This is a genomic window from Paenibacillus sedimenti (assembly GCF_014534655.1).
Taxonomy (GTDB): Bacteria; Bacillota; Bacilli; order Paenibacillales; family NBRC-103111; genus Paenibacillus_E; species Paenibacillus_E sedimenti.
Genome location: NZ_JACVVD010000012.1, coordinates 155,165 through 177,314, shown reverse-complemented (window position 1 = coordinate 177,314; position 22,150 = coordinate 155,165). Strand labels below are relative to the sequence as shown.

Genomic DNA, 22,150 nt, shown 5'->3' with positions numbered 1-22,150 from the left:
ACCTCGTTGAGGATAACAGATCCGCTACCTTCTTCGCGCTGTCATAGCAGGGCATACCAAGCGCCCCCGACCCTTCTGTAGAATCTCCAACTAGGTATAATCCCCGTACGGATCGGCTTTGCAGCGGCAACAGTTTTGCGTTCGTTCTCCTGGCGATTCCATTCACCATAGCTCTGTTTATAATCCGTTTGTTTACCACGTACTTTTCCCATCCCGGGTATACTTTATGGAGCAAAGTTTCAAATGCGGTTTGAGAACCCTTCGCATGGCTGTCGTCTAGCTGTTCCTGTTCGGTCAAAAATTTCAAGCCATTGATCAACTGTCCGCCGGCGGGTACGGAAGAAGGATTGTTTAATCCGTAATCATTTATGTAGAAGCCTCCATCCAGATCCAACAAATTACCGATATCGCCGCGGAGCCTCTTGGAAAGCATGAGATCATAGACGAACACATAATGAGCCGTTTGATTTACATCCCCCCCGAACTCTTCTGCAAGGGATGGATTGCTTAGAAGCTTACCTAATTCTTTCGGCGGAACGTTCAGCACTACTTCATCGAATTCATACTTTTCTCCCGCACATACGACGCCTTTCACCTGGTCAGCTTCAACGATAAGATCCGAGACTTGTTTCCCGCAAAGAATGCTGCCCCCATGTTTTGTAATCGCTTTTTGCAATTCCCCCAAAAGGACGTCATACCCCATATAGCTTAGAGGCTCGTTTTTTTCATACTCCCGGGCGGTTAATTCAACGAAACGGTTCATAGAGTACAAGTCGAGTGCGCCGTCGTAAACCGATAACGCTGCATAAGCGGAAAGAACTTTGGCGATTTCGGGGTTGCTGACATTTTCCCGTATCCATTGGCCTACGGACATAGTTTGCGGAAAAGCCGGAGCTTGCTTCACCATCTGGTAAAATTGTTTCAAACATAACATATGATTGAAAAAACCCGAAATCGCGGGAGAGGTAAGCGCACCGAAGCCAAGCGGACTGGAGATGACTTTGCCTTCCATAAAGAGTTTGAATTTGGACAAGCTCGCCTTCCTATACTTCATCGGCAGTTCAAGTTCGCGAACAATGGAACGCAGGGGTTCCTGTTTGGGAGCCAGAACCGCATGGGCGCCATAACTCATTGTAAAACCATTCTTTGAAACGACATGGCTTCGGCCTCCCAGAATCGGCGAACGTTCCATAACAACGACCCGGTTTCCTCTTTTAGCTAATAAAGCCGCTGTTACTAAGCCACCTAGACCCGCTCCTACAATACCTACTTTCTTCATACCATCAGCCTCCCCTAAATTAGACTAACCTTTTAGTCTAATTTTAGAGTTTCGATATCCCTTGTGCAATAGTCAAGTACGTTTCAACTGTGAAAAATTTGGGAACTTTTTCAATCTTGCATTGGTCCACTGAAGACGGGAGCCATCTGTAGAGCGTTATCCTCACTATTGTTTTCCGTTAGTAGTGCACCAATTCATCGACACCCCTTCGACTTTATGCCCTACCACACTCCTGACATGCTGCTCCAAGCGCTAATCCCCAGATGGGCCAGGTAAGCTCAGGAGCATAGGTAGCTATTTTCCCCCCCCCCCCCCCGGAAACGCTCCTTTTATCCAAAGGCGGTTATACATCAAACCCGTTATAACGATAACAACGGATATGAACGTTGCGGGTATAATCGCCAAAGCGGGAGGAACCCGCTTACCGTGAATGAATGGGAACCGGCGCGGGAATATCTCTCCCCATCTGCTGATCAGACCTAAAGTCAGGACGGCACCCATTGCCCCCACTGTCCTTAGCGCCGCTCCGAATAACCAAATCCCTGGAGTGTCTCGTTCCCCATCGATCAGAAACTGTTTGCTAACGCCTAAAGGAATACCAAACGCCCATGCCCATCGAGTCAAAGAGTAGATAAGCGGCAGACATACCGCCATATACGTTGCCCATTTTCCCCATTTTGCTGCAGGCTTCAACCATTTCGAAATCCTCTTCGTGTGTCCGCATTTGTCGCATACTTCCTGCCCTTTTTTCATGTAGGAGATGGCTGCGCTTCCCCAAAGAATGCCTCACGTGAGACAAATAAATTGGTTGATCGCCGGCCAATCAAAAAACTCGAATTTTAAGAGCAGCGCATAAGCGATAAGCGCAAGTACCCTATAGTCGCAAACCACGCATAAAAGTACAATGGCAAAACTCCATGCAAACAGAAGGGGAATTATTCGGGGAATGCGGCTCCATCTCCAAGGTCCGATTAGGATTAGCGAAGTAATAACTCCGATCAAACCTGCGATAGCAATAATTAGAGCGCCCTCCTCCGATCGAACGTTAGCAAACATAGAAATATCGACACCGTACGGATCCCCTTTTCCGTAGGGAAAACCCGCTCCACCCATGAGCCAGAATAGCCCTAACGCTCCGTATAGAAATGACCACAACAACGCTCCATATCCGGATAATACCCTTTTTACTAAATTCCTCATTTTGTATCCTCCCATGCACCAACGTCAGATCGTATGAAGCGCACAAAAATACCCGCATGCATTACAGGCAGCGGGTTCGTCCGATAACATCGAATTCGCTCGTGACTGCCTCTATAACGGTTATGATCGATCGCTCATCGACCTATTAACGTCATTATAGAGAGCTCAGGTAAACATGAGATAAACGGGTAACGAATAATAGCTTAAATCGATTCAGTAGGCATCTGGATGGTGATGGTTGTTCCTTTGTCTCGCTGGCTCCTAATTGATAATTCTCCGCCATGGGATTGGATAAGCTGCTTGGCAATCGAAATTCCCAGGCCGGAACGGCTGGATGAAGGGAAACCTTGGTTCATGTGGCTTTGATTCGTCTCATCGAAGCCGACTCCGTTATCCTCAACGCGAATCTCTGCCATTTTCGGTTCGCGTTGAGCGATGAAAATCGCAATTTCGGTTCCCGCCGGATTATGAGCAATCGCATTGATTAGCAAATTGCGTAAGGCTCGTGTCAAAAGTTTCGGATCGCAATTCATCCGAAGCTGCTCTGGCATTGAATCTATCGTCAAGAAATAATCTGCCGCCCACGGCGCGCTTATAATATCTGCTGCAACTCTGCGGACTAGTTCAATCAGATCCATTTCCACTCGCTGTAATGGAATCTGATCATGTACCGTCTGATTCAAATCCTGAACCAATTCTCTAAGATGATCTGCCTTCCGATGGATGATGGATAGAAATTCCTTTCGCTCCTCTTCGCTCCACGGATACACCTCTTTCATTAACATGGAGGAATAACCAGATATATAAGTTAATGGGGTTTTGAGATCATGCGAAATTCCGCTAATCCACTCCCGCTTTACTCGGTCAGCCTCTTTTTTATCTTGCTCGTTCTTTTTAAGCATACTTGTCAATGTCATCAAATGATCGAATAATTCCTGACAAGCGCATTCGCACCTTTGAGTTTTCCGGTTTTTTTGTTTGAATGGATAGCTTGCCCGTGTGCCGGAGCCTCATAAATTCCTTTGGCCAATTGCCTGACCCAAACGATCATATAGTAGAATGGTCTGCCTATATACCAGCCAAAAACGAGCAAAACTAGCATAAATAGAATTCCTCCCGATACCAGAACAAATATTTCAGCACTGCCTTCTGGTAAATTCGGAGCAACAAACGCCGTAAAAAGAGCCAACAGCGCATAAATGATTGAGAGCATTAGAATAAAAGCAAATAACAGCTTAAGTGCAATTCGAAACGTGAAGCTCATTATTTTCACTCTCCGTAGGGAGGAATGAATTTATAACCGATTCCTCGTATGGTCACAATGATCCTGGGATTGGAGGGGTTGGTTTCGAGTTTTCTTCTAAGCCTAGATATATCGATGACGACCGTCTTTTCGTCTCCTTGCACCATGTTTCCCCAAACTTGTTCATACAACTGCTGAGCAGTGAATACTCGATTCGGATGACTGCAAAAATAGTGCAGTAACTCAAATTCCTTGGCAGGGCAAGAGACTTCTTCATGGTTTACATGGAATTGGCCTGTCGTTCTATTAAGGGAGAATATTCCGTAATCGAATACTTTCTCAGACGGTAAAACAGACGAAGAATAGATTGTCCCCCTTCTTAGATGAACGCGAATACGAGCGACAACCTCTAAAGGCAGGAACGGTTTGGTCACATAATCGTCCCCTCTACTTCCCAATTGATTCGGATATAATTCGGACTCTACCAATTGCATCCCCATGAATTCGATAAAAGGAGAGTTATTCCTCCAATGGCATTCCAATTACTACTCCTTCACCAGCAACATACAGTACTCCATGTACATCGAGTGTGTAAGAACTCAAGCACCTACACGCTCATTTAACATTGCTGCTTCAACATTCAATTCTATCTTCCGCTTTACCACTATTTGTGATACGGTTCTCCGCATGGTCTTAATCTATGCTGCCCGATAGTTGAAAGTTGACTGATAAATACCGAAAAGCGATGAATCAGCTCCATCGCTTCGCTCTTGTTCTCCGTAAGATCGCTAAAGTAACCTTAAGAGACTGGTATTATCCTTCCATTAATTGACCTTTGAAGTTTTTTAACTCCCTCAGTTCCGATTAGAGAGCCTATAGTTGCGATTATCGTACTCGAAGAAATCATTTCAACAACATAATAAATCGCTGTTCCAAGAATGATATCGAAAAGAATAACTCTTTTTATTGTCGATCCTTTTATAGTGTAAAAAATGATTATATGTTTGTTGTTTATCTTCAAATGTACCATCACCTTCATCCTTTTTATCAAGGTATGAACTTGATGGTTTGTCTCATTCTTTACGCCCTTTTTTAGCTTTTTATCATTAGCGTTTCAACGAACATCAGAAAGAAGCCGCCCTCGCGGCAGCTCCTCACTATCGTTCTCCGTCCTTGTCAAGTTGCCTTTATATCGTTTAAAACCCTTAAGCGAAAGGCTGCCGATTCTGCTGGCAGCCCTGGTTGAGCATTCGTGAGTTTAACCTTTGATGTGTTCTCCTTGTCATGTTAAGAAATTACGAAAGCGGATTTGGTGCATTACATCAAGTATCTTCCCGTGATTGACTGCTCCGCATGGATGATCTGCGAAGGTAGGCCCTCGAACACCACCTGGCCGCCCTTGCTGCCTCCGTCCGGTCCCATATCGATGATCCAATCCGCTTGGCTGATCACATCGAGGTTGTGCTCGATGACGATCACCGTATTGCCGGCATCCACGAGGCGGTTCATGATCCCCAGAAGGTGACCGATATCTGACATATGTAGGCCGGTCGTCGGCTCGTCCATCACGTAAATGCTGCCTTTCTTATGCAGCTCGCTTGCCAGCTTGATGCGCTGGCATTCCCCGCCCGAGAGCGTGCTGAGCGGCTGGCCGAGTGTAATATAGTTCAGCCCCACATCACTCATCGCCTGGAGCTTGCGCACAACCTCTTTTAGCTGAAAAAAATCCAATGCCTGCTCCACAGTCATCTCCAGTACTTCTGCAATTGACTTGCCGTTCAGCTTGTACGCGAGCACCTCTTCCTTGAACCGTCTACCTCCGCATACTTCGCATGGCAGCTTCACGCTGTCGAGGAATGCAAGATCTGTATATACAACACCCAGCCCTTGGCAGTTCTCGCAAGCCCCCTTGGAGTTGAAGCTGAACAAGCCTTGGTTGACCTTGTTCGCGGAAGCAAACGCCTTGCGCACATCATCCATAATGCCCGTATAGGTCGCGGGATTCGAGCGTGTTGACACTCCTACCGCCGATTGGTCAATGACGATCGCATCCGGATGTTGACTGAGGAATATTTCGTTAATCAGCGTACTCTTGCCCGAGCCGGCGACACCCGTAACTACTGTCAGCACTCCGGTTGGAATATCTACACTCACGTTCCGCAGGTTGTGCAGTGTGGCATCCTTGATGGATAGCTTGCCGGATGGCTGCCTGCAATCGTGCTTCAGTTGGAGCGGCCGCTTCATATGGGTGCCTGTCAGTGTACCTGCCTCCAGCAGGCCTTGGAAGCTTCCTTCATACACGACGGTACCGCCACGGCTGCCGGCGTGAGGCCCAACGTCAACGATATGATCCGCCAACTTGATCACATCGGGATCATGCTCGACGACAATCACTGTATTGCCCTTGTCGCGCAGCTTCTGAAGCAATCCATTTAACCGGTGTACATCACGGGGGTGCAAGCCAACGCTGGGCTCATCGAAGATGTAAGTGACATCCACCAGACTGCCGCTCAGGTGCTTCACCATCTTGACGCGCTGCGACTCGCCGCCGGACAATGTATCAGTCTCACGGTCCAGCGTCAAGTAGTCAAGTCCGATATCCACCAGATGCTGCAGCCGCTCCGTTAGCGACTTGACGACCGGCGCGGCGACAGGATCGTCAATCTCCCGAATGACGCGGATCAGCTGTCCAACCTCCATGGAGGACATCATCGCAATGTTGAGTCCATTGATCCTGCAGCTAAGCGCGGCCTGACTGAGTCTCGCGCCGCGGCAGCTGGAGCAGGGCCCCTCGGAGATATACGGCGCAACAGCTCGTTGTGTGCGCTCGGACTTCGTCTTCACATCCTGCTTGATGTACTTGTTGGTGAACTTTTCGATGATGCCTTCCACTGTAATATTCACTGCCTTCCCGGCGAAATCCATCTCCACTTTCCTCGCCTTGGCGTATAGCAGTTGCTCCAGCTCCTCATCCGAATAATCGCTCAGCTTCTTGTTGAGATCGAAAGACCCCGACTGCACGATCATGTTCCATTCCCAGCCGTTCACCGAATAGTCCGGCAGCATGATTGCCCCTTCATTCAACGACTTTGACATATCCAGCGCCTTGCTCATGTCGACGCCCAGCCTGCGACCGATCCCGTTGCACTCGGGACACATACCTTGCGGATCGTTAAACGAGAACAAGTGCGCTTGTCAACATAGGGCTGACCCACTCTGGAGAAGAGAAGACGGAGAATAGGAGAGATATCGGTAATCGTGCCCATCGTGGAATGGGAACCGCCGCCCAGTCGCTTCTGATCCACTGTAACAGCCATGCTCAGGTTCTCGATCGCGTCCGTATCCGGCTGCGGTATACGCGGCAGAAAGGTGCGGACGAACATACTGAAATTTTCATTCAGCAGACGCTGGGATTCAGCGGCGATGGTATCGAAAACGATCGATGACTTGCCGGATCCGGATACCCCGGTGAAAATCGTGATCTTCCGCTTGGGAATGCGCAAGGATACGTTCTTGAGATTGTTTTCCCTCGCACCCGAGATTACGATATACTCCTGATTAGATTCGCTCATGCTTATCATCCTTCCGATAGTGTTAATAACTACTTATATTCACATTGTACCATTCATCGTGCATTGAAAGTCGGGCAGCCCGAAAAAACCAGCTGCAAATTACAAGTAGCCGGTTTATGTTGATTCAGGTCAAGCAGGGTTCAACTATCGTAACCAATAACCCAATAATTTAGCATTGGGGAAGGAGATGTTTTTGTACCGAATGCGGTTATTGTTCCAACACCTTTTCAAGCTCGCCGCACCATTTACCCCAGCCATACTTAGCTCTACCCAATGCTTGATCGTTTGAGATTCCGGTTTGTTCGAGATGAAGGTTAACCTTTCCGTCCCCTAAATCCTGCAGCATCCAGGTGACCGTGTGCTTCTCCTCTCCGCTGGCCCAGATAAAGGACACCCGGTTTGGTGCGTCCACGATAAGCACTTCGTCGTCAATAAATCCATCCCACCATTCGGTCGGCTGAGTGCGAAACTGAAAACGGTGTCCTACGACGGGCTTAAAATCATTATCCATCGCCTGAACGGTGTGGATGTTGGACCCACTTGTCTGCATTATACCGACCCGCGTTTTCAGGATGATTCATGGCATATTAGCTACGCATTAACGAGAGATATGAATGATAGAATGGCCTTTCCGGAGTTTTGCACCGATGAAGAGATAAATCTACTGTCTGATGAGCTATTCGATGTTGTAGATGCTTTTTATGATGGTCAAAGCGGTGGACAATTCGTAGATATCCTTAAATGCTGGTAGCAAACCGCCCTAACGTGGAGATTCAGGTAAAGGCTGGTCTGCCGTAAGTAAAAGAATGCTCTTGGATCGTTAAGCTAACTGGCAGTTTAGCGAAACATCTGAACTTTAGAAAGGTCTAAATATATGGAGGTGGATAAATGGGGATAAAAGGTAGAGTGTTTAACTCTTTGTTAATGGGCTTTTTTGTAATAGTCATTCTTAGTGGTTGCAACAGTTCAAAATACGGAGAGTTTATCGAGGATTTAAAACCCCAACATAGTAATTATAAGTTACATCTGTTTTATCATAATGGGGATACACCTCGTAATGAGATGGATGAAGTACAATCCTTCATACATTCTAACCAAGTAATTCTGGATAATGTTACGGAAATGAATGGTCATCCTTACAATGAGCAACTGAGTAAAAATTTGAAAAAATTGGACATAAGGACGTACCCGATGTATGTCCTAATGAATAAGGATGGATTTGTCTATAAATCCCCCTACTTAAGTGAGATAAAAGCCTTTATCAAAAAGGAACTGAAAGTGACGGAAAGTTAAACTAACGGGTACGATACGATTTGAAGTTCCAATGCCGAAACCAAAAGTGGGATGGGTGCGATAATGTAGAACTTCTGGAGATTCTTCTTTTTTGATAAGCTGAAATCAATTCAAAGAAGGAGTGATAATCATGAAAATCAGCGTACTAGGAACAGGTAATATGGGTAAGGCTTTGGTAAAGCAAGTAGCAGCGTATGTAGAAGGCCAAGTATTATGGGGTTCCCGTAATTCGGCAGAAGCAGCAGGGCTGGCAAAGAACTTTCAATTGGATCAGATCGTGACCGTCTCTTATGTGGAAGCACTGCAGGCAGATATCATCATTCCCGCTTTCCCAGTCTCGGCATTAATGGATTGGGCACAAGCAAATAAAGAACAGCTCAAGCATAAAATAGTTGTGGATATCTCAAATCCCTTTAATGACGACTTCAGCGGATTCACAACTGCCTGGGGTGAATCTTCTTCCGAACGTCTTCAGTCTTTACTGCCGGAATCCAAAGTGATAGGTGCTTTTAAAAATACGTTTTTCAAAGTGTTTGAGAACCCGGTATTTCAGGATCAAAAGAGCGATGTACTCGTTACCGGGGATGATGAAGAGGCTGTACTCCGTTTCATTGAACGCTTCAAGCCGCTCCCATTTCGCTTCCTTCATGCAGGTAAACTCGCCAATAATCGAACGATTGAACGTTTAACGCTGCTGGAATTGGAGCTTGCTGTCCGATATGGAACCTATCCTTATATTTCACTCCAATTATTTGGTATCAAGGAAGCCGTACTTGCAAATTAACTTAGTAACCGAAAAATCTTCTGGCCTTTCGCCCGGTTCGTACTAAACACGGCAATCGTTCGTAAGGCATCAGGATGACTTAAAGGTATGCTGACTAATCGATCCGTTGATAACTGCTTAATGTAAGGTTCAGGCAGCACTGTGAGTCCCCCGCCATTGCCCACATAACCGAGGATAACTTCTTTGAAGTTAACCTCGGTTTTTATATTCATGGGATGATTCATGACTGCGAATAAATCAGTCAATTTGGCACGAATGGTACATCCTTCAGCATAAAGAACGAGAGGCTGGCTGCTTAATTCGGATAGTGTGATTGCCTCTTTTGCTGCAAACGGATGTTCCTTCGGCATTACCACAAATAAAGGCTCCCGATGCAGATCACCTACCCATATGGATGGATGCATGGAGATTCGTTCCGCAACGAGCAGATCCACTTCCCCATTGAATAACATCTTGTATACATCTGTTGTCGATTGCCGGTATACTAAATCTACTTCATGGCCGTGTTTTTTTAAATTGTGCAGCGAAGCCAGTAGATACTGCGAAGCGATATCCGGAACCGTACCAATTCGAATACGCTGCCATACTTTATAGGGTTCAAGAGCCCTTGTTAATACAGATAGCTGGTCGAGTAATGCCCTTGAGGATTCATTCAAGACCTTACCGGCTTCGGTTAATTCAACGCCTTGAGAGGATCGGACAAAAAGCTGTACATCAAACTGCTGCTCCAGGCTTCTCAACTGTTTACTGAGTGCGGTATGAGATATATGCAGAGCCTCGCTTGCTTTAGATATGCTTTTCGTCCGGGCCGTTTCCAGAAATCCTTTTAAAAATTCCGTATTCATGAATCAGTCTCATCCCCAGTACAGTAGTATGGTAATTATCATATATTGATATATGTGGAAGTACAAGGAATGTATCCTGTTCAGTCCCCTTTGATATCTTCTCTTCGGAAATCCGTACCCTTGACTGATTGGAACGAATCCCATGCTCAGAACCGACCGGAATTGCTGCGAATAACAGGATAACTCCTAGCAGCCCATTATGTCGGGAGTCACAAAACGTTACCGGTAATAGACCGCGAAAATCGTGTTTTTTTATTATCGGTTTAACATGCTTTTGTCGCCTCCGGCGTGAAAGGTATCAGTTCATTCAGCCGGCCTTCGCGGATTTTAGATGCCCAGGCGGGATCGTTCAGCAGCGCGCGGCCGACGGCGACCAGGTCGAATTCGCCGTGTTCCAGCCGCTCGATCAATCTGTCGAGGCTCACGATTCCGGCGCCAGCGCCTTCTCTGAACAGCCTGGTGAATTCCGCATCGAGACCGACGGAGCCGACCGTGATGTCTGTGAACGAGCAGGCTTGAAATCCCCCAATACGCTGGCCAGACTGTTGTTTGTGCTGCTGGAAGGATTCTGCATATCTTCTCGGTTCTTTGGTGCGGACAGCCCGGCGGCTGACGTCGTTCTTGCGGCCAAGGCTTTGATTGATATGCATCGGTAAAACATGAGAACCGGCATATCAATATTTAATTACAGAATATGATGACTACGCAAACAGAAACAATCAAGATTCTTTAATCAATACCGAGTAAGTTACCTGAAATATGAAAAGTGGCGTAATGGGACATTAGTCCAAACGGAACTGCAGCGTTTTGCATTGCGCTGGTATGGAGTTGAGGAATTTAAATACGTCCTTGTTGAAGGGGGCTTTTGAGCTAACGGGACACGATAGTTGAATCAAACACGACGGCAGCCGGCCAGATTATCGGCTGCCGTTTCCCGTTGAAGTAACGGGCAGTTTTCTTCAATAAAATACTGATGAAAAGTAATTATTTACCTGTGGTTATGCAAGAAAAATAGTGTTTCACTATATGAGCATGTGCTAAATAATCATGGTAGAGAAACGAGGCAAATATAATTGATTGAATGGTTCTATAAAATTGAAAAGGAAATCCACGGTCCTTTTACTGCGGAGGAATTGACGGAACTAATAAGGGCAGGGCACATTAAGAAACGTACTCTTGTAACGAAACATAAGTGTGGGGAATGGTTAGCGGCTGAAATATATACGCAATTTGAATGGAATGAAGAAAAAACGAAGGTTAGACCTTGGCTCCGTTTATGGGCTAGATATTTGGATTCTTTATTGTTTGTGTATTTAATTCAATTACTGGATCGCTCGTCCGTGCCTTTTGTTTCTCCAGTTATAGATTGGATCATGTACGGGCCATTTATAATACCAGGGACAGAGGAGTACGTAATGACAACTATTCTTTTGCTCGTCTGGATACCTCTCGAATCTCTGCTTCTGTCGCTAGTGGGAACAACACCGGGCAAATTTTTATTTGGTGTAAAGGTGAGGAATCCAGATGGCGCTAGGCTTTCTTTACGTCAAGCTTGCAAGAGGAGCTTTCTTGTCTGGTGGCGTGGTGAGGCCGCTGGCGTTCCAGTTATCTACTTATTTACGTACGCGTCTGCCTATCAAACATTGAAGAATAAACTACGACAGACTACATGGGACCGTGAAATGAATATTACCGTATCGCATCGGCCTACTTGCATTTGGCTCGAAGCTCTATATTATGTTATAGTTGCTGGTCTAGTGTACTATTCGTTTTTTGGTTAACATCCAGAGAAAGTGTAGCTGCCGATATGTACCGGCAGTCTCGTTGCGCTAACTGGCAGTATAGTTTAGTTATAAACGTACTTTCCAAAAAGTGTGTGGTAAACTGTTCGAAGCACGACACTTGAAGGGGACTAACTATGGAAGACTTTGTAGTTATACAAGCAGAACGAATTGCAGGCGATCTTCTTCTGGAACAAGTAAAAACTTCATATCAGATCATAGGTAAAGGTATCACAAATCAGGTTTGCGTAGTTGAGACGGAGAGTCGCAAAGTTGTTGTCCGCATGAACGATAAAGATACATTTCCAAGCTTTATCAAAGAAAAATGGTGTATCGAGCAAGCAGCGGCAGTTGGCGTTCCTGGACCTGAGGTGTTGTCCATTGGTATAGTTGATGAAACCGCATATATGATTCAAGCCTTTATTGAGGGAGACAACGGGTTAGGCAGTACTGTTCCCAAGTCCGATGTTTGGAGGAAACTGGGCGAATATGCCAAGCTTATTCATTCGATTCAAGTGAAGGGATATGGAGGGAATCTGATTGATCCAGTCCATGGTGATTTTCAGTCACCTTCTCATGCCGGATCAGACGGCAGTTGGCAAGGGTATGTGCAGTATAATATCAATAGTTTGACTGAGCATGATCGCTTGATTGAGCTTGGAGTAATCACTCAGATGGAATCGCAGAGAGTAAGAAAACTGTTTGAAAATTTGAAGAGTGAACCGTTCCGCTTCGGTTTAAACCATGGAGATATCTCTTTAAAGAATACGATTGTCAATCAGGCAAACCAAGTTATATTGCTGGATTGGAATGCAGAAGTAAGCGTGGTACCGCATGCAACTGTTGCTCAATTGATGCATTACCAAATCCTGGGACTAGAAGAAAGCGCAAGTGTTGAGGAATTCAAAGCGTTTATGGACGGGTACGGAATAAGTGAAAAAGACCTTTCTGAAACGAGGCATTTGCTGCTATTAAGGGCTTTCGATAACCTCAGGTGGGCTATCGATCGAAGTCCTGATCTGATCGAACCCTATGCTGCGTTTGCGAAACAAGTCATTGACATGATTATGGATTAGCAGAAAAGGATCGGGTGTTTCTGCGCTTGTAAGATGCAGCGCATTCCCCAAACCGCTTGCTTCATATTCTTCTTGTGACTTATTCTGCGTATGGATGAGTGTCGCCTTCTTGCCAGTCAGTAACCCGGTTTGAACCCCATAAGCACGGGTTGGAAACCGATGCCGTATAAATCCCGAACGACAACCCCATCCCTCTCTTGTAGGCAGCTTTCCGTCACCGCGTCCAAAATCGCGTGATTAAAGCTGTTTTTTTTGGTGTTTAGATGATTAAATGGTTCATTCTCTGTCCCCTCCATATTAATTAGTGATTAATCACTTACTACCGACCGTAATTAAAGATCCATTTCTTTTCTGTAACGCGCGAACCGTAACCGTGATTCCCTTCTCGAAGGCGGTCGTCCTTGCCGGTCCGATCAACCGCTCATATTTGTCCCCGCTCAAGACAAGCGGCTCTTCGGTCAAATAGAGCATCTCCACTACTTCCTTCATTACCGGCACGGCCATACCGAGCAAAGAAAGCCCTATTCTTCCGAGCGGAATGACCGATTTGGTGCTTCCGCTTGCCTGCCGGGCTATTCGCACGATCTCCCTGCCCGAGATCAAGCCAGCTCCCGGAATATGCCAGTTCTGCCCATATGCATCATCCCTGTCGGCGAGTTCCGCGATCATGAACGCCGCGTCCGGCAAGTATACGAATTCCCGAGGGACATGCATATTGCCGATGAAAAATGCCAACTTGCCGGCCGCTATCGCTTCGAGCGTAGAGCCCAGATAAGAAGCCTCGTTCGCCGTGGGGCCGTAATAATCCGGTAGGCGGACGATCATGACCTTTGCCCGGCTCCATCGCCCATCGAACAGCATCTTCTCATAAGCGAGCCTGGTCTTGCCCTTCCTCGTATGCGGCTGCTTCGGATGCTCCTCAGTCGCCCGAACCATCTGTCTTCTTCCATAGGGGTAGATGCCGTCGATTGCGACTACCTTTAAACTCAGCCGGTTAGCAGCCTCCATCACCGATTCACCAAGAGGAATCAACTTGCTTACCATCTCGTGATATGGCACATTCGCGCAATGGAACAAAACGTCCGCGCCTTCTGAAGCGGAGACAATGTTATCCGGGCAGAAAGCATCACCTACGGCAATTGTCAAATGTTCCGGATGACCCAGCCTCGCCCGAAGTTGCTCCAGCTTCTGGCGAGATCGACCGAAGGCCACTGTCCGTATCCCTCGCTTGACCAGCTCTTCCGCAACAGATGCACCCGTTCCTCCCGTTGCTCCTACTACAATCGCTTTTTCCAAAGGAATCACCTCAATTTTGTTTTTTGTGATTAATCAATCACTAACTTGAAACCAATATAACACGTTGTGATTGATTGGTCAATCACTATTTATAGACCGGCTCCAATTGGTGATGACTACATGCCCTTGTCCGCATCTTTCCCGATATCTCCTGGCTTCATTCCCGTTTCAATTCCCACAATTTCCCGGGTGACCCAGGAACCGCTACCCTTGTTGATAAGAAAACGCTGCCTTTATGATTAAGGAATACCGGCGCAAGCCGAATACACATGGATTAAAGGAGCGATTGAAAAATGGTAAATGTTCCTCAAGGATTTTTTCGGTTTAGCGGTGTGTTAATGATCATTAGCGCATTGATCGGTGGTGTTGTTATGATGCTGCATCTCGATGATACGCCGGCAAGTTTGCAGGAGTTGCCTCATTTTCTTACCTTGGCAGTCTGGTCGCATGTTTGGCTATTCATCGGCATTGGGATGATGCTCGTCGCTTTGCCTGCGCTTTTCCTGCGCGATGTGAACGGTTTGAAATGGTGGGGATGGCTGGCCTTCGGACTGATGTTCGTATCCTTCTTTTTCGATGCGTGCCATGCGGTACTTCAGATGTTCGATTATCCCGTTGTTTTCCAAGGCATCGATAATGATGCGAAGCTGAAGGAAGTATCTGAGATGGTTATGAAGGTGCAGATGGGAATGCCCGGCAATTTCTTCATGGCTATTTCCGGCCCGACCCTGCTGCTAGGTACGCTGCTAATGGGTATATCTCTATTCACAGCGAAGGGCGTGTCGCGCCGCCCGGCAATCGCCACCTTAGTACTATTCGTAGCCCTGCTCGGCATGTTCTTCGCTCCAGAATGGTATATCAAAATCCTCCTGACCTGCTACTATTTGCATTTCGCTTGGTATGGCGCAGGCCTTGTCTTCGAGCGTAATCATGTATCCGGTCAGCTACCTGCTTGACAATCTAGTGCCCGTTACTTCAATGAACACCAAAAAGGAGCTGTCATTGATGCAGCTCCTCACTATCATTCCCGTCGTAATAATCTTATCAATAGAATGACCTTTCAGTTATAAGTTGATGCTCAAAAAACTCTTAATTGCAACTTGATAACCGTATGGGTCTCCGTTTCGTATCGTATGCCCACAACCTGGAAACTGTTTTAACATTGTATTTGTTCTGCGCATCGCCATCTTTTGCGCATGTTCCCAGCTTAATATTGGACTTTTTTCACCTTGCATCAGCAACAGAGGACATGATGAGGCGATCCAGTCATCCCACCACGATCCATTTAACAGTTCCTGTGAACGAATGAAACCAGAAGCATCGAAACGGAATGACCAACCATCATGATGTTCAATAACACTCTCTTCAAAATAGGAAAATGAACCTTCCCCTAATATGTGCTCCAGTGATTTTCGCAGTTCCTTAATTGTTGGAACTCTTGTTGGCAAACTTTCATGTCGTTCTAGGCATTCATACTTCCATGAATATACTCCTTTACTTGGTTCGTACAATGCCGGATATACTTATTGTCATTATACAATTTGCTTAACATAACCCCACCTTCGATAAGAGCGATTACGACACTGCACGCCTCTTCAACATCAATATCGCTGCGAAACTGCTGCCTCTTTATGCCTTCCCTAATGATCTCCCCCAGACCCGACATGATATCACTCATAGCAAGTTGGGCTCTTTGTTTTAACTTCGGGTGACCATCGTCGTTCTCAACAGCAGTATTCATAATGGGGCAGCCGCCCTCGCATGCATCCTGTTCTACCAGCATGATATAAGCTTCGCAGATCGCCATCATTTTTTCTGTCGGTTCGGACTGCTCAGTCACTGCCTTGGACAACAGGACTTTTAATTGCTTGAACATATAATCAAATGCAGCCAGCGCAATTTCGTCTTTATTTTCGAAATGATTATAGATGCCTCCCTTACGAACATTGCAGCGCTCGATTATTTCCGACAGAGAAGTACCTGTATACCCCTTCGTATTAAATAACCCCGCGGACTGTCGTATAATATGTTCCTTCGTGACTTGCCCTTTGCCCATATCTATCCCTCATCTCAAAAAGTACCGATTGGTCTTAAAATAACATAATCACTTGTCACGGTCAATCGATATGTGAGTCATTCTGGTTATAAGGAAAAATATGCTTGACTTGTATACAGAACTGCGCTAAATTAAAACAGACCGGTCGGTATCTAAAATGAAAAGGAGGATCTCTATGTCTATCTCGATTCAACACATTCGAAACGCTACATCGGTTTTAACAATAAACGGCAAAAAAATACTGATTGATCCTATGTTAAGTGATGTCGGCGAGCTCCCGCCGGTTCCTTTCACTCGTACACTTCGCAGAAATCCGTTAACCCCTCTGCCTGTTCCGCTTCACTTTTTCGAGAACATGGACGCTATCCTGCTTACACATCGACATTTTGACCATCTGGATAAGAAGGCCCTCTCCGTTCTGAATAAGAGAATGCCTGTTTTCTGTCAGCCCGAGGATCAAGCCTTTTTACAAAGGTCCGGTTTCTTTCATGTATATGCGATTCATGATTCTTATGAATGGTGCGACATTCAGATGAAACGAGTAAAAGGACAGCATGCTCTAGGCCTAGCCGCCAAACTGCTCGGCCCGGTATCCGGATTTATATTAAGCACACCAGCGGATGGTTCCATTTATATCGTCGGGGACTGCATTTATACGTCAGACATTGAAGAGGTGTTCCGAGAATATCAACCGGATATCGCGATTTTGAATACGCCGCGCGCGCAGATGTTGTTAGGGACCATTATCACGATGACTGCTGAAGATATTGTCCGTATTGCCCATTTATCTCCAACCACGAGAATCGTTGCCGTACATATGGATGCAATCAGCCATTGTACATTCAAGCGCCGGCATCTCCAATCCTTTTTGATGGAGCGAGGCCTCGAGCATGCTGCCTTTGTTCCTTACGATGGAGAGGTTATTGTTTTCTAGGTATAATCCCAATAATTTTACTTCGCTTTTGGATAGAGAAGTATGTTAAAAAAGTTGAATCCAATTTACATATAATTCCTTTGTTCCATATCACGCATTCCGTCCCAAGGGACCGATCACCCGCGCGGAATTTATCACGCTATGATTAAAAAAGCTGCAGCGAGCGATGTTGCTCGGGCTGTGGCTTTTTTGGCGAATCCGCGCTTATTTCAGCACCGCCGCCATATGCTCGGTCGTGATCGACCAATGCGAGGCGGCCCAGTACTTCTCTTTATTTAAGACGTAGATGATTTGCGGTGATGCGTGCTGGACGCCAAGATCTTCGGCGATTTGGTTCTATACCTGGCGGGATTCGACTACCTTCACGAGGACATAATCGACATCGCTATTCGGGTTGTCTTGCAAATAATGATTATATTCTTCCAGCGCGTTGGAACTAACCTTGCAAGTCGTGCTATGCTTCAGCACCACTTGTCCGCGCTCGGCGGAACGTTCCAACACTTCGTTCCATTCTTCAAGCGTCGTGATTTCTATCCAATTCATTTGAATCATTCCTCTCCCAATTAAATGAACATTCTCCAGTGCTTCAAGATATTTCTCGCAATCGAGCGCCGCCATTCAGCCGCTGCCCGCCGCGGTATCGCCTGACGGTATTTGTGATCCTGCACGTCGCCGCAAGCGAATACGCCAGGAATGCTTGTCTCGGACGTACCCGGTTTAACGATCAGGTAACCGAGCTCTTCTGTTTCGAGCTGTCAGCCTTTGGCTAGTTGCTTGCCCTTGCAGTTCAACGGCCAATGGAGCAAATATTGTAACCACTCGAAAAGCTATTAAGATCCGATATCGATGCTCCTTCTAATTTGAACTTGGTGAACCTACGGACTCTTTCAATTGCCCTGACTCCCGGCGCCGCCAACTCAAGAATACCAAGGAAAATGCAATTACCGTGAGGATAATCCCAAGCACTTGCAATCCCCCGGCGCTGAACTTATCTCCCATTACGATTCCTATCAACAATGAAGAGAGAATGGTTCCCAGGTATCTTGATGTATTAAATAATCCGGATGCTACACCGATTATTTCTTTTGGAGAACTTTTGAATAAGGCCGCTTGCATACCGACATTGTTCAACCCGTTGCTAATACCGAATGCAGCCAACGCCAAACACACACTGATAACCGGTGAAGTTTGATTCAATGTCGCGAGCCACACCGACCCAAATGTCATCAGTATTGCGGACAAGAGCAATGCTGATCGAGGTCCTGATTTATCGATCCATCGTCCTGCTATTGGAGAAGTAACTAACGAGCATAAGCCTAAGCTTAGCATGAGAATCCCTGTCTGGAACTCGCTGACATGACGTACCATTTGCAAGTAGGATGGAAGTCCGAAAAAGAGCGAGTAAAAAAGTATATTTACGAGCATAAATTCGACATTGACCCAAGTCATCGCAGGATAATTGGCGAATGTGCGCAAAGGAATAAAGGGTGACGTCACTTTTAACTCATGTCGTACGAAAGCTCCCAGCGCAACGAGACCTATCAGCCCGATAATGACATTTCCTAATGAGAGATGTCCAGACGATTTTGCTGAGAGTAATCCAACGAGCAGAGCAACCAGACCTACTGTGAAGAGCAAGATCCCTGGCGCATCAATCAAATCTAACCATTTACGAAAGGACATGCCCCGTGCAACTGATGTTGGCGGTTCGTCCTTAGGAATATTCCTCCAAGCTAAAAGAAAGCTCGCCACCACGAACGGAATATTGACGAAAAAGATAGCAGGCCAGCTCCACCAGTGAATCAGGACTCCGCCAATAAAGGGTCCAATTGCTGCTGCTCCGGATAGGAATATGGACAAAACAGACAGTGCAGTCGCTTGTTTCTCCGTAATATGAATTCGCACAATGGCCATTCCAACCCCAACCATCATGCTTGTTCCGATGGATTGCACAATGCGGAACACGAGGAGCCACCCAAAGTTTGGTGATAGTGGAGCTAATAATGATGAAACGAAGGCTACAACAAGTCCGGTAAGAAATATCCTCCTGCGACCGAATAAATCGCTTGCCTTTCCCATGACAGGTTGAGCGATAGCACTCGCAATGTAGAAAGAAAAAATAATCCAAGAAACAACTGTAAAGTCAAGTTGGAACACATTTTGCAGCCTTGGAATAGCAACAGAAACCATCGAAGAATTTAGTGGGTTCAATAGTATCCCAAGGCCAACGGAAATCATCAACCACCTGCTGTGAGCTTTCATTTTTGGTCCCCCCCAATGCGTCTTGATGTCATCGTACTTGAAATCGGGTATTTACTCCAACGCATTTTAAGTTATGATTTCATTGACTTGAGGGAATGAATGGAGGGTGCGAAATGGAACTTCTTCAATTGCAATATTTTCTCGCTGTAGCTCGTTTGCGTACAGGAATGGATCCGGCTTTACGGCATCCTCTCGGCGGCACGGCTCCCAGGTGCATTTCTCTTCTTGACCTTAAAACAGCAGCTCTCTGTTCTCACACGAGTAGGCACTGGCAGATAATTCATTTGTTACTTCAAAACTTTATGAAAATAAAAATACAAATAAAGTTTATAGGTACTTGACTTCCCGCTTAATTTCCTCATTGATCGTCTCCACTCCCTCCTCAATTTGCTCAATCCGCGCCCGCGAGATGCTAATCCGCAAAAACTTTTCCCGCTCCCTATAATCCGATAAATAACTCGGCTTGCCAGAGACGACCATGATCTTCTTCTCCGCAAGTCTTATGACAAGCCGTTCCAGATTGACCTTTCGCGGTAGCTTGAACGGTACGTATACACCGTAGTTGACACCTGGTATTTCCAGTAATCCTTCATCATTATGGCGTCGCACCGCCTCGTTCAGAGCGCGAATGCGCTCTCCGTATTGACTGCGTATTTTATGTTTGTGACGCTCGTACATTCCGTTTTTGATATACAACTCGAGCGCAGCCTGGGAAAGCAGCGAGGTGTCCGCATATCGTTTGTATTCGCGGAACGTCTCCAGCAACTTTTCCGGCAGAACGGCGGCTCCGAGCCGGAGTCCCGGGAAAATGAGTTTTGAGAAGCTTTTCAAATAAACGACGTGCGAAGTACCGTTATATGCATATATAGGATCAACTCCCCGTTCTTCACTTAAATCCGCCATGTAATCGTCCTCAACGATATATACGTCATATTTGCTCGCCAAACGGGCTATTATTTTCCTCTCATCCGCGCTATACGTGGTTCCAAGCGGACTGTGGTGCCTCGGCATGGTATAGAAAAACTTGATCCCGCCGTGCTTGAATTTCTCCTCCAATTCCCGTAAATCAATGCCAGCCGCCGTTCGAGCGATTCCGCATACAGATACGCCTTCCGCCTCAAGAAACCGCAAGTAAAGATCATAGCTCGGCTGTTCGACCAGGATAACCGATTTTCCGTTCGGAAACGGCATTTTCGCCAATAATTCGAGCGCCCGATTGACTCCCGACGTTATGATAATCCGATCCGCTCTGGCAAACACTTGATCTCCGGCCAAATGGGAAGCGAGCGTATGACGAAGCGGCTCTAAACCGTTTGGATCTCCACAGGTGAACAGGTCGAATTTGTATGTATCCAATGCTTTGTTTAAACAGTGCCGGAAATCCAAATACGGAAACACAGTTGGATCCGGCGACGAGGAGGCGAAATCGATCATCTTACTCTCCACGACGGTCGACCGGTGCCCCGGTTTCTCCACCACGTAATAGCCGCTTTGGGCAATCGAGTAGATAACGTGGCGATTTTCCAATTCCGTGTATGCCCTTGTAATCGTATTGGCGCTACATCCGTACTGCTTCGCGGCATTGCGTATTGAAGGCAGTTTCTGCCCCGAAATGAATTGCCCTTCGTCGATTTTTAGCTCCATATCGGAAAGAATGTCCAAATATTTCTTCATTCCACTCCCTCACCTTCTGATACCATTATATGACACTCAGTCAACTGTATTAATACACTTTTGAATATTTGCGGTTGTACCAAGCCACTGATCGGTCTATGATCTCAAGTAACGAACAATTATACGAGGAGTTGGTAGTAATGAAAGCCACTGTGCAAACCGATTTTTCCCCCCTATTCCGTGAGCGTCATTCCGTCAGATATTTCGATGCAACGTACAAACTCAGCGAACAAGAAATCAAGGAGCTATTGGAAATTGCGGGCAGTGCACCGTCGTCATGGAATCTTCAGCATTGGAAATTCGTCTCCTTTACCGATGCGGCAGCCAAGGAAAAGCTGCTTCCTATCGCGAATGGCCAAAAACAAGTCGTTGACGCTTCTGTTACCGTCGCCATACTCGGGGATTTGGAAGCCAATCGGAATGCCGAGATCGTGTACGGTCCCGTCATCCGGGCCGGACTTGAGGATGCTTATGCAGGATATACTTCCCATCAAATCTTGTTCACTCAAATCGAAGAGGCTTATGCAGTAAGCGAAACATCCTCCTATCGGCGCGACGAAGCGATTCGCAACGCATCGCTGGCCGCCATGCAACTTATGCTCGCCGCAAAAGCGAAAGGTCTAGATTCTGGCCCGATGGTCGGTTTCGACGCCGACGCCTTCGTCAAAGCGTTTAAAGTCCCACAGCGTTATATTCCGGTTCTGCTCGTCGCCATTGGCAAGGCAGCTAAACCCGCCACAGCTACCTCTCGCTTCCCAGTAGAGCGGACGGTCGTCTGGAATGGGTTTGAGCCTAATGCTAGCAATTCTCCGTTAACGTAGAAAAGGCAGCCGATCGTTCTGGGAGGTCACTGAA

20 protein-coding genes and 5 pseudogenes are annotated in these 22,150 nt (G+C 46.5%); 8 read left to right on the top strand and 17 right to left on the bottom strand.

Going from position 1 to position 22,150, the window contains the following annotated elements; translation table 11 throughout:
- The 8 genes and pseudogenes from ICC18_RS27055 to ICC18_RS27020 all read right to left on the bottom strand — a co-directional run.
- Positions 1–1,279, bottom strand: a 1,279-nt coding sequence (locus ICC18_RS27055; protein WP_188177540.1) for a phytoene desaturase family protein, incomplete at its 3' end; no start/stop codon positions are given.
- A 294-nt stretch (positions 1,280–1,573) separates the two neighbouring features.
- The gene (locus tag ICC18_RS27050; RefSeq protein WP_188177539.1) at positions 1,574–1,972 is read right to left on the bottom strand and encodes a hypothetical protein; all 399 of its coding nucleotides are present in this window, start codon (positions 1,970–1,972) and stop codon (positions 1,574–1,576) included.
- Positions 1,973–2,065: 93 nt separating this feature from the next.
- Positions 2,066–2,479 (bottom strand): hypothetical protein, encoded by a 414-nt coding sequence (locus ICC18_RS27045; RefSeq protein WP_188177538.1) that lies wholly within the window; start codon positions 2,477–2,479, stop codon positions 2,066–2,068.
- 203 nt (positions 2,480–2,682) lie between these two features.
- A complete protein-coding gene (locus ICC18_RS27040) occupies positions 2,683–3,396 on the bottom strand; it encodes a sensor histidine kinase (protein WP_223192906.1) in 714 nt (237 codons plus the stop codon).
- Positions 3,396–3,743 (bottom strand): hypothetical protein, encoded by a 348-nt coding sequence (locus tag ICC18_RS27035; protein WP_188177536.1) that lies wholly within the window; start codon positions 3,741–3,743, stop codon positions 3,396–3,398. The genes ICC18_RS27040 and ICC18_RS27035 overlap by 1 nt, the downstream gene beginning before the upstream one ends.
- A gap of 5 nt (positions 3,744–3,748) precedes the next feature.
- Positions 3,749–4,264 (bottom strand): winged helix-turn-helix domain-containing protein, encoded by a 516-nt coding sequence (locus ICC18_RS27030; protein WP_223192899.1) that lies wholly within the window; start codon positions 4,262–4,264, stop codon positions 3,749–3,751.
- Positions 4,265–5,039: 775 nt separating this feature from the next.
- Positions 5,040–7,294, bottom strand: a pseudogene (locus ICC18_RS27025) (ATP-binding cassette domain-containing protein).
- A 208-nt stretch (positions 7,295–7,502) separates the two neighbouring features.
- Positions 7,503–7,844, bottom strand: a complete 342-nt coding sequence (locus ICC18_RS27020) for an SRPBCC family protein (protein WP_188177535.1) — start codon at positions 7,842–7,844, stop codon at positions 7,503–7,505.
- Between the two features lie 338 nt (positions 7,845–8,182).
- Between ICC18_RS27020 and ICC18_RS27015 the strand changes: the two genes are divergently transcribed.
- Positions 8,183–8,587 (top strand): hypothetical protein, encoded by a 405-nt coding sequence (locus tag ICC18_RS27015; RefSeq protein ID WP_188177534.1) that lies wholly within the window; start codon positions 8,183–8,185, stop codon positions 8,585–8,587.
- 130 nt (positions 8,588–8,717) lie between these two features.
- A complete protein-coding gene (locus tag ICC18_RS27010) occupies positions 8,718–9,371 on the top strand; it encodes an NADPH-dependent F420 reductase (RefSeq protein WP_223192898.1) in 654 nt (217 codons plus the stop codon).
- Here ICC18_RS27010 and ICC18_RS27005 read toward each other — a convergent pair.
- Both ICC18_RS27005 and ICC18_RS27000 read right to left on the bottom strand, forming a co-directional pair.
- Positions 9,368–10,216, bottom strand: a complete 849-nt coding sequence (locus tag ICC18_RS27005; protein ID WP_188177533.1) for a LysR family transcriptional regulator — start codon at positions 10,214–10,216, stop codon at positions 9,368–9,370. The two genes, ICC18_RS27010 and ICC18_RS27005, sit on opposite strands and share 4 nt — an antisense overlap.
- A gap of 263 nt (positions 10,217–10,479) precedes the next feature.
- A pseudogene (locus tag ICC18_RS27000) lies at positions 10,480–10,713 on the bottom strand (12-oxophytodienoate reductase); the annotation flags it as partial.
- A 228-nt stretch (positions 10,714–10,941) separates the two neighbouring features.
- Between ICC18_RS27000 and ICC18_RS34035 the strand changes: the two are divergent.
- From ICC18_RS34035 to ICC18_RS26990, 3 genes and pseudogenes are all read left to right on the top strand, one after another.
- Positions 10,942–11,082, top strand: a pseudogene (locus tag ICC18_RS34035) (class I SAM-dependent methyltransferase); the annotation flags it as partial.
- A 207-nt stretch (positions 11,083–11,289) separates the two neighbouring features.
- Positions 11,290–11,997 carry an RDD family protein gene (locus ICC18_RS26995; RefSeq protein WP_188177532.1) on the top strand — a complete coding sequence of 236 codons (708 nt, stop codon included), beginning with the start codon at positions 11,290–11,292 and terminating at the stop codon, positions 11,995–11,997.
- Between the two features lie 137 nt (positions 11,998–12,134).
- On the top strand, positions 12,135–13,073 hold the full coding sequence (locus ICC18_RS26990; protein WP_188177531.1) for an aminoglycoside phosphotransferase family protein: 939 nt from the start codon (positions 12,135–12,137) through the stop codon (positions 13,071–13,073).
- Between the two features lie 312 nt (positions 13,074–13,385).
- On the opposite strand, the gene ICC18_RS26985 is transcribed toward ICC18_RS26990, so the two are convergent.
- The gene (locus ICC18_RS26985; RefSeq protein WP_188177530.1) at positions 13,386–14,369 is read right to left on the bottom strand and encodes an SDR family NAD(P)-dependent oxidoreductase; all 984 of its coding nucleotides are present in this window, start codon (positions 14,367–14,369) and stop codon (positions 13,386–13,388) included.
- Positions 14,370–14,662: 293 nt separating this feature from the next.
- Between ICC18_RS26985 and ICC18_RS26980 the strand changes: the two genes are divergently transcribed.
- Positions 14,663–15,325, top strand: coding sequence for a hypothetical protein (locus ICC18_RS26980; protein ID WP_188177529.1), 663 nt, complete (start codon positions 14,663–14,665; stop codon positions 15,323–15,325).
- Positions 15,326–15,433: 108 nt separating this feature from the next.
- Here the strand turns inward: ICC18_RS26980 and ICC18_RS26975 are convergent, their stop codons facing one another.
- A complete protein-coding gene (locus ICC18_RS26975) occupies positions 15,434–15,817 on the bottom strand; it encodes an alpha/beta fold hydrolase (RefSeq protein WP_188177528.1) in 384 nt (127 codons plus the stop codon).
- Positions 15,818–15,831: 14 nt separating this feature from the next.
- Complete coding sequence (locus tag ICC18_RS26970) at positions 15,832–16,425, bottom strand: TetR/AcrR family transcriptional regulator (protein WP_188177527.1); 594 nt, start codon at positions 16,423–16,425, stop codon at positions 15,832–15,834.
- 175 nt (positions 16,426–16,600) lie between these two features.
- Here ICC18_RS26970 and ICC18_RS26965 point away from each other — a divergent pair, with 175 nt between their 5' ends.
- Positions 16,601–17,359, top strand: coding sequence for an MBL fold metallo-hydrolase (locus ICC18_RS26965; protein ID WP_188177526.1), 759 nt, complete (start codon positions 16,601–16,603; stop codon positions 17,357–17,359).
- A 204-nt stretch (positions 17,360–17,563) separates the two neighbouring features.
- Here ICC18_RS26965 and ytxJ read toward each other — a convergent pair.
- The 4 genes and pseudogenes from ytxJ to ICC18_RS26950 form a co-directional block, all read right to left on the bottom strand.
- Positions 17,564–17,902: pseudogene (gene ytxJ / locus ICC18_RS26960) on the bottom strand (bacillithiol system redox-active protein YtxJ).
- Positions 17,903–17,980: 78 nt separating this feature from the next.
- Positions 17,981–18,114: pseudogene (locus ICC18_RS34030) on the bottom strand (FAD-dependent oxidoreductase); the annotation flags it as partial.
- Positions 18,115–18,214: 100 nt separating this feature from the next.
- Positions 18,215–19,621, bottom strand: coding sequence for an MFS transporter (locus ICC18_RS26955; RefSeq protein WP_188177525.1), 1,407 nt, complete (start codon positions 19,619–19,621; stop codon positions 18,215–18,217).
- Between the two features lie 327 nt (positions 19,622–19,948).
- On the bottom strand, positions 19,949–21,295 hold the full coding sequence (locus ICC18_RS26950) for an aminotransferase-like domain-containing protein (RefSeq protein WP_188177524.1): 1,347 nt from the start codon (positions 21,293–21,295) through the stop codon (positions 19,949–19,951).
- Between the two features lie 140 nt (positions 21,296–21,435).
- Between ICC18_RS26950 and ICC18_RS26945 the strand changes: the two genes are divergently transcribed.
- Positions 21,436–22,116, top strand: a complete 681-nt coding sequence (locus tag ICC18_RS26945; RefSeq protein ID WP_188177523.1) for a nitroreductase family protein — start codon at positions 21,436–21,438, stop codon at positions 22,114–22,116.
- The last annotated feature ends 34 nt before the right edge of the window (positions 22,117–22,150 follow it).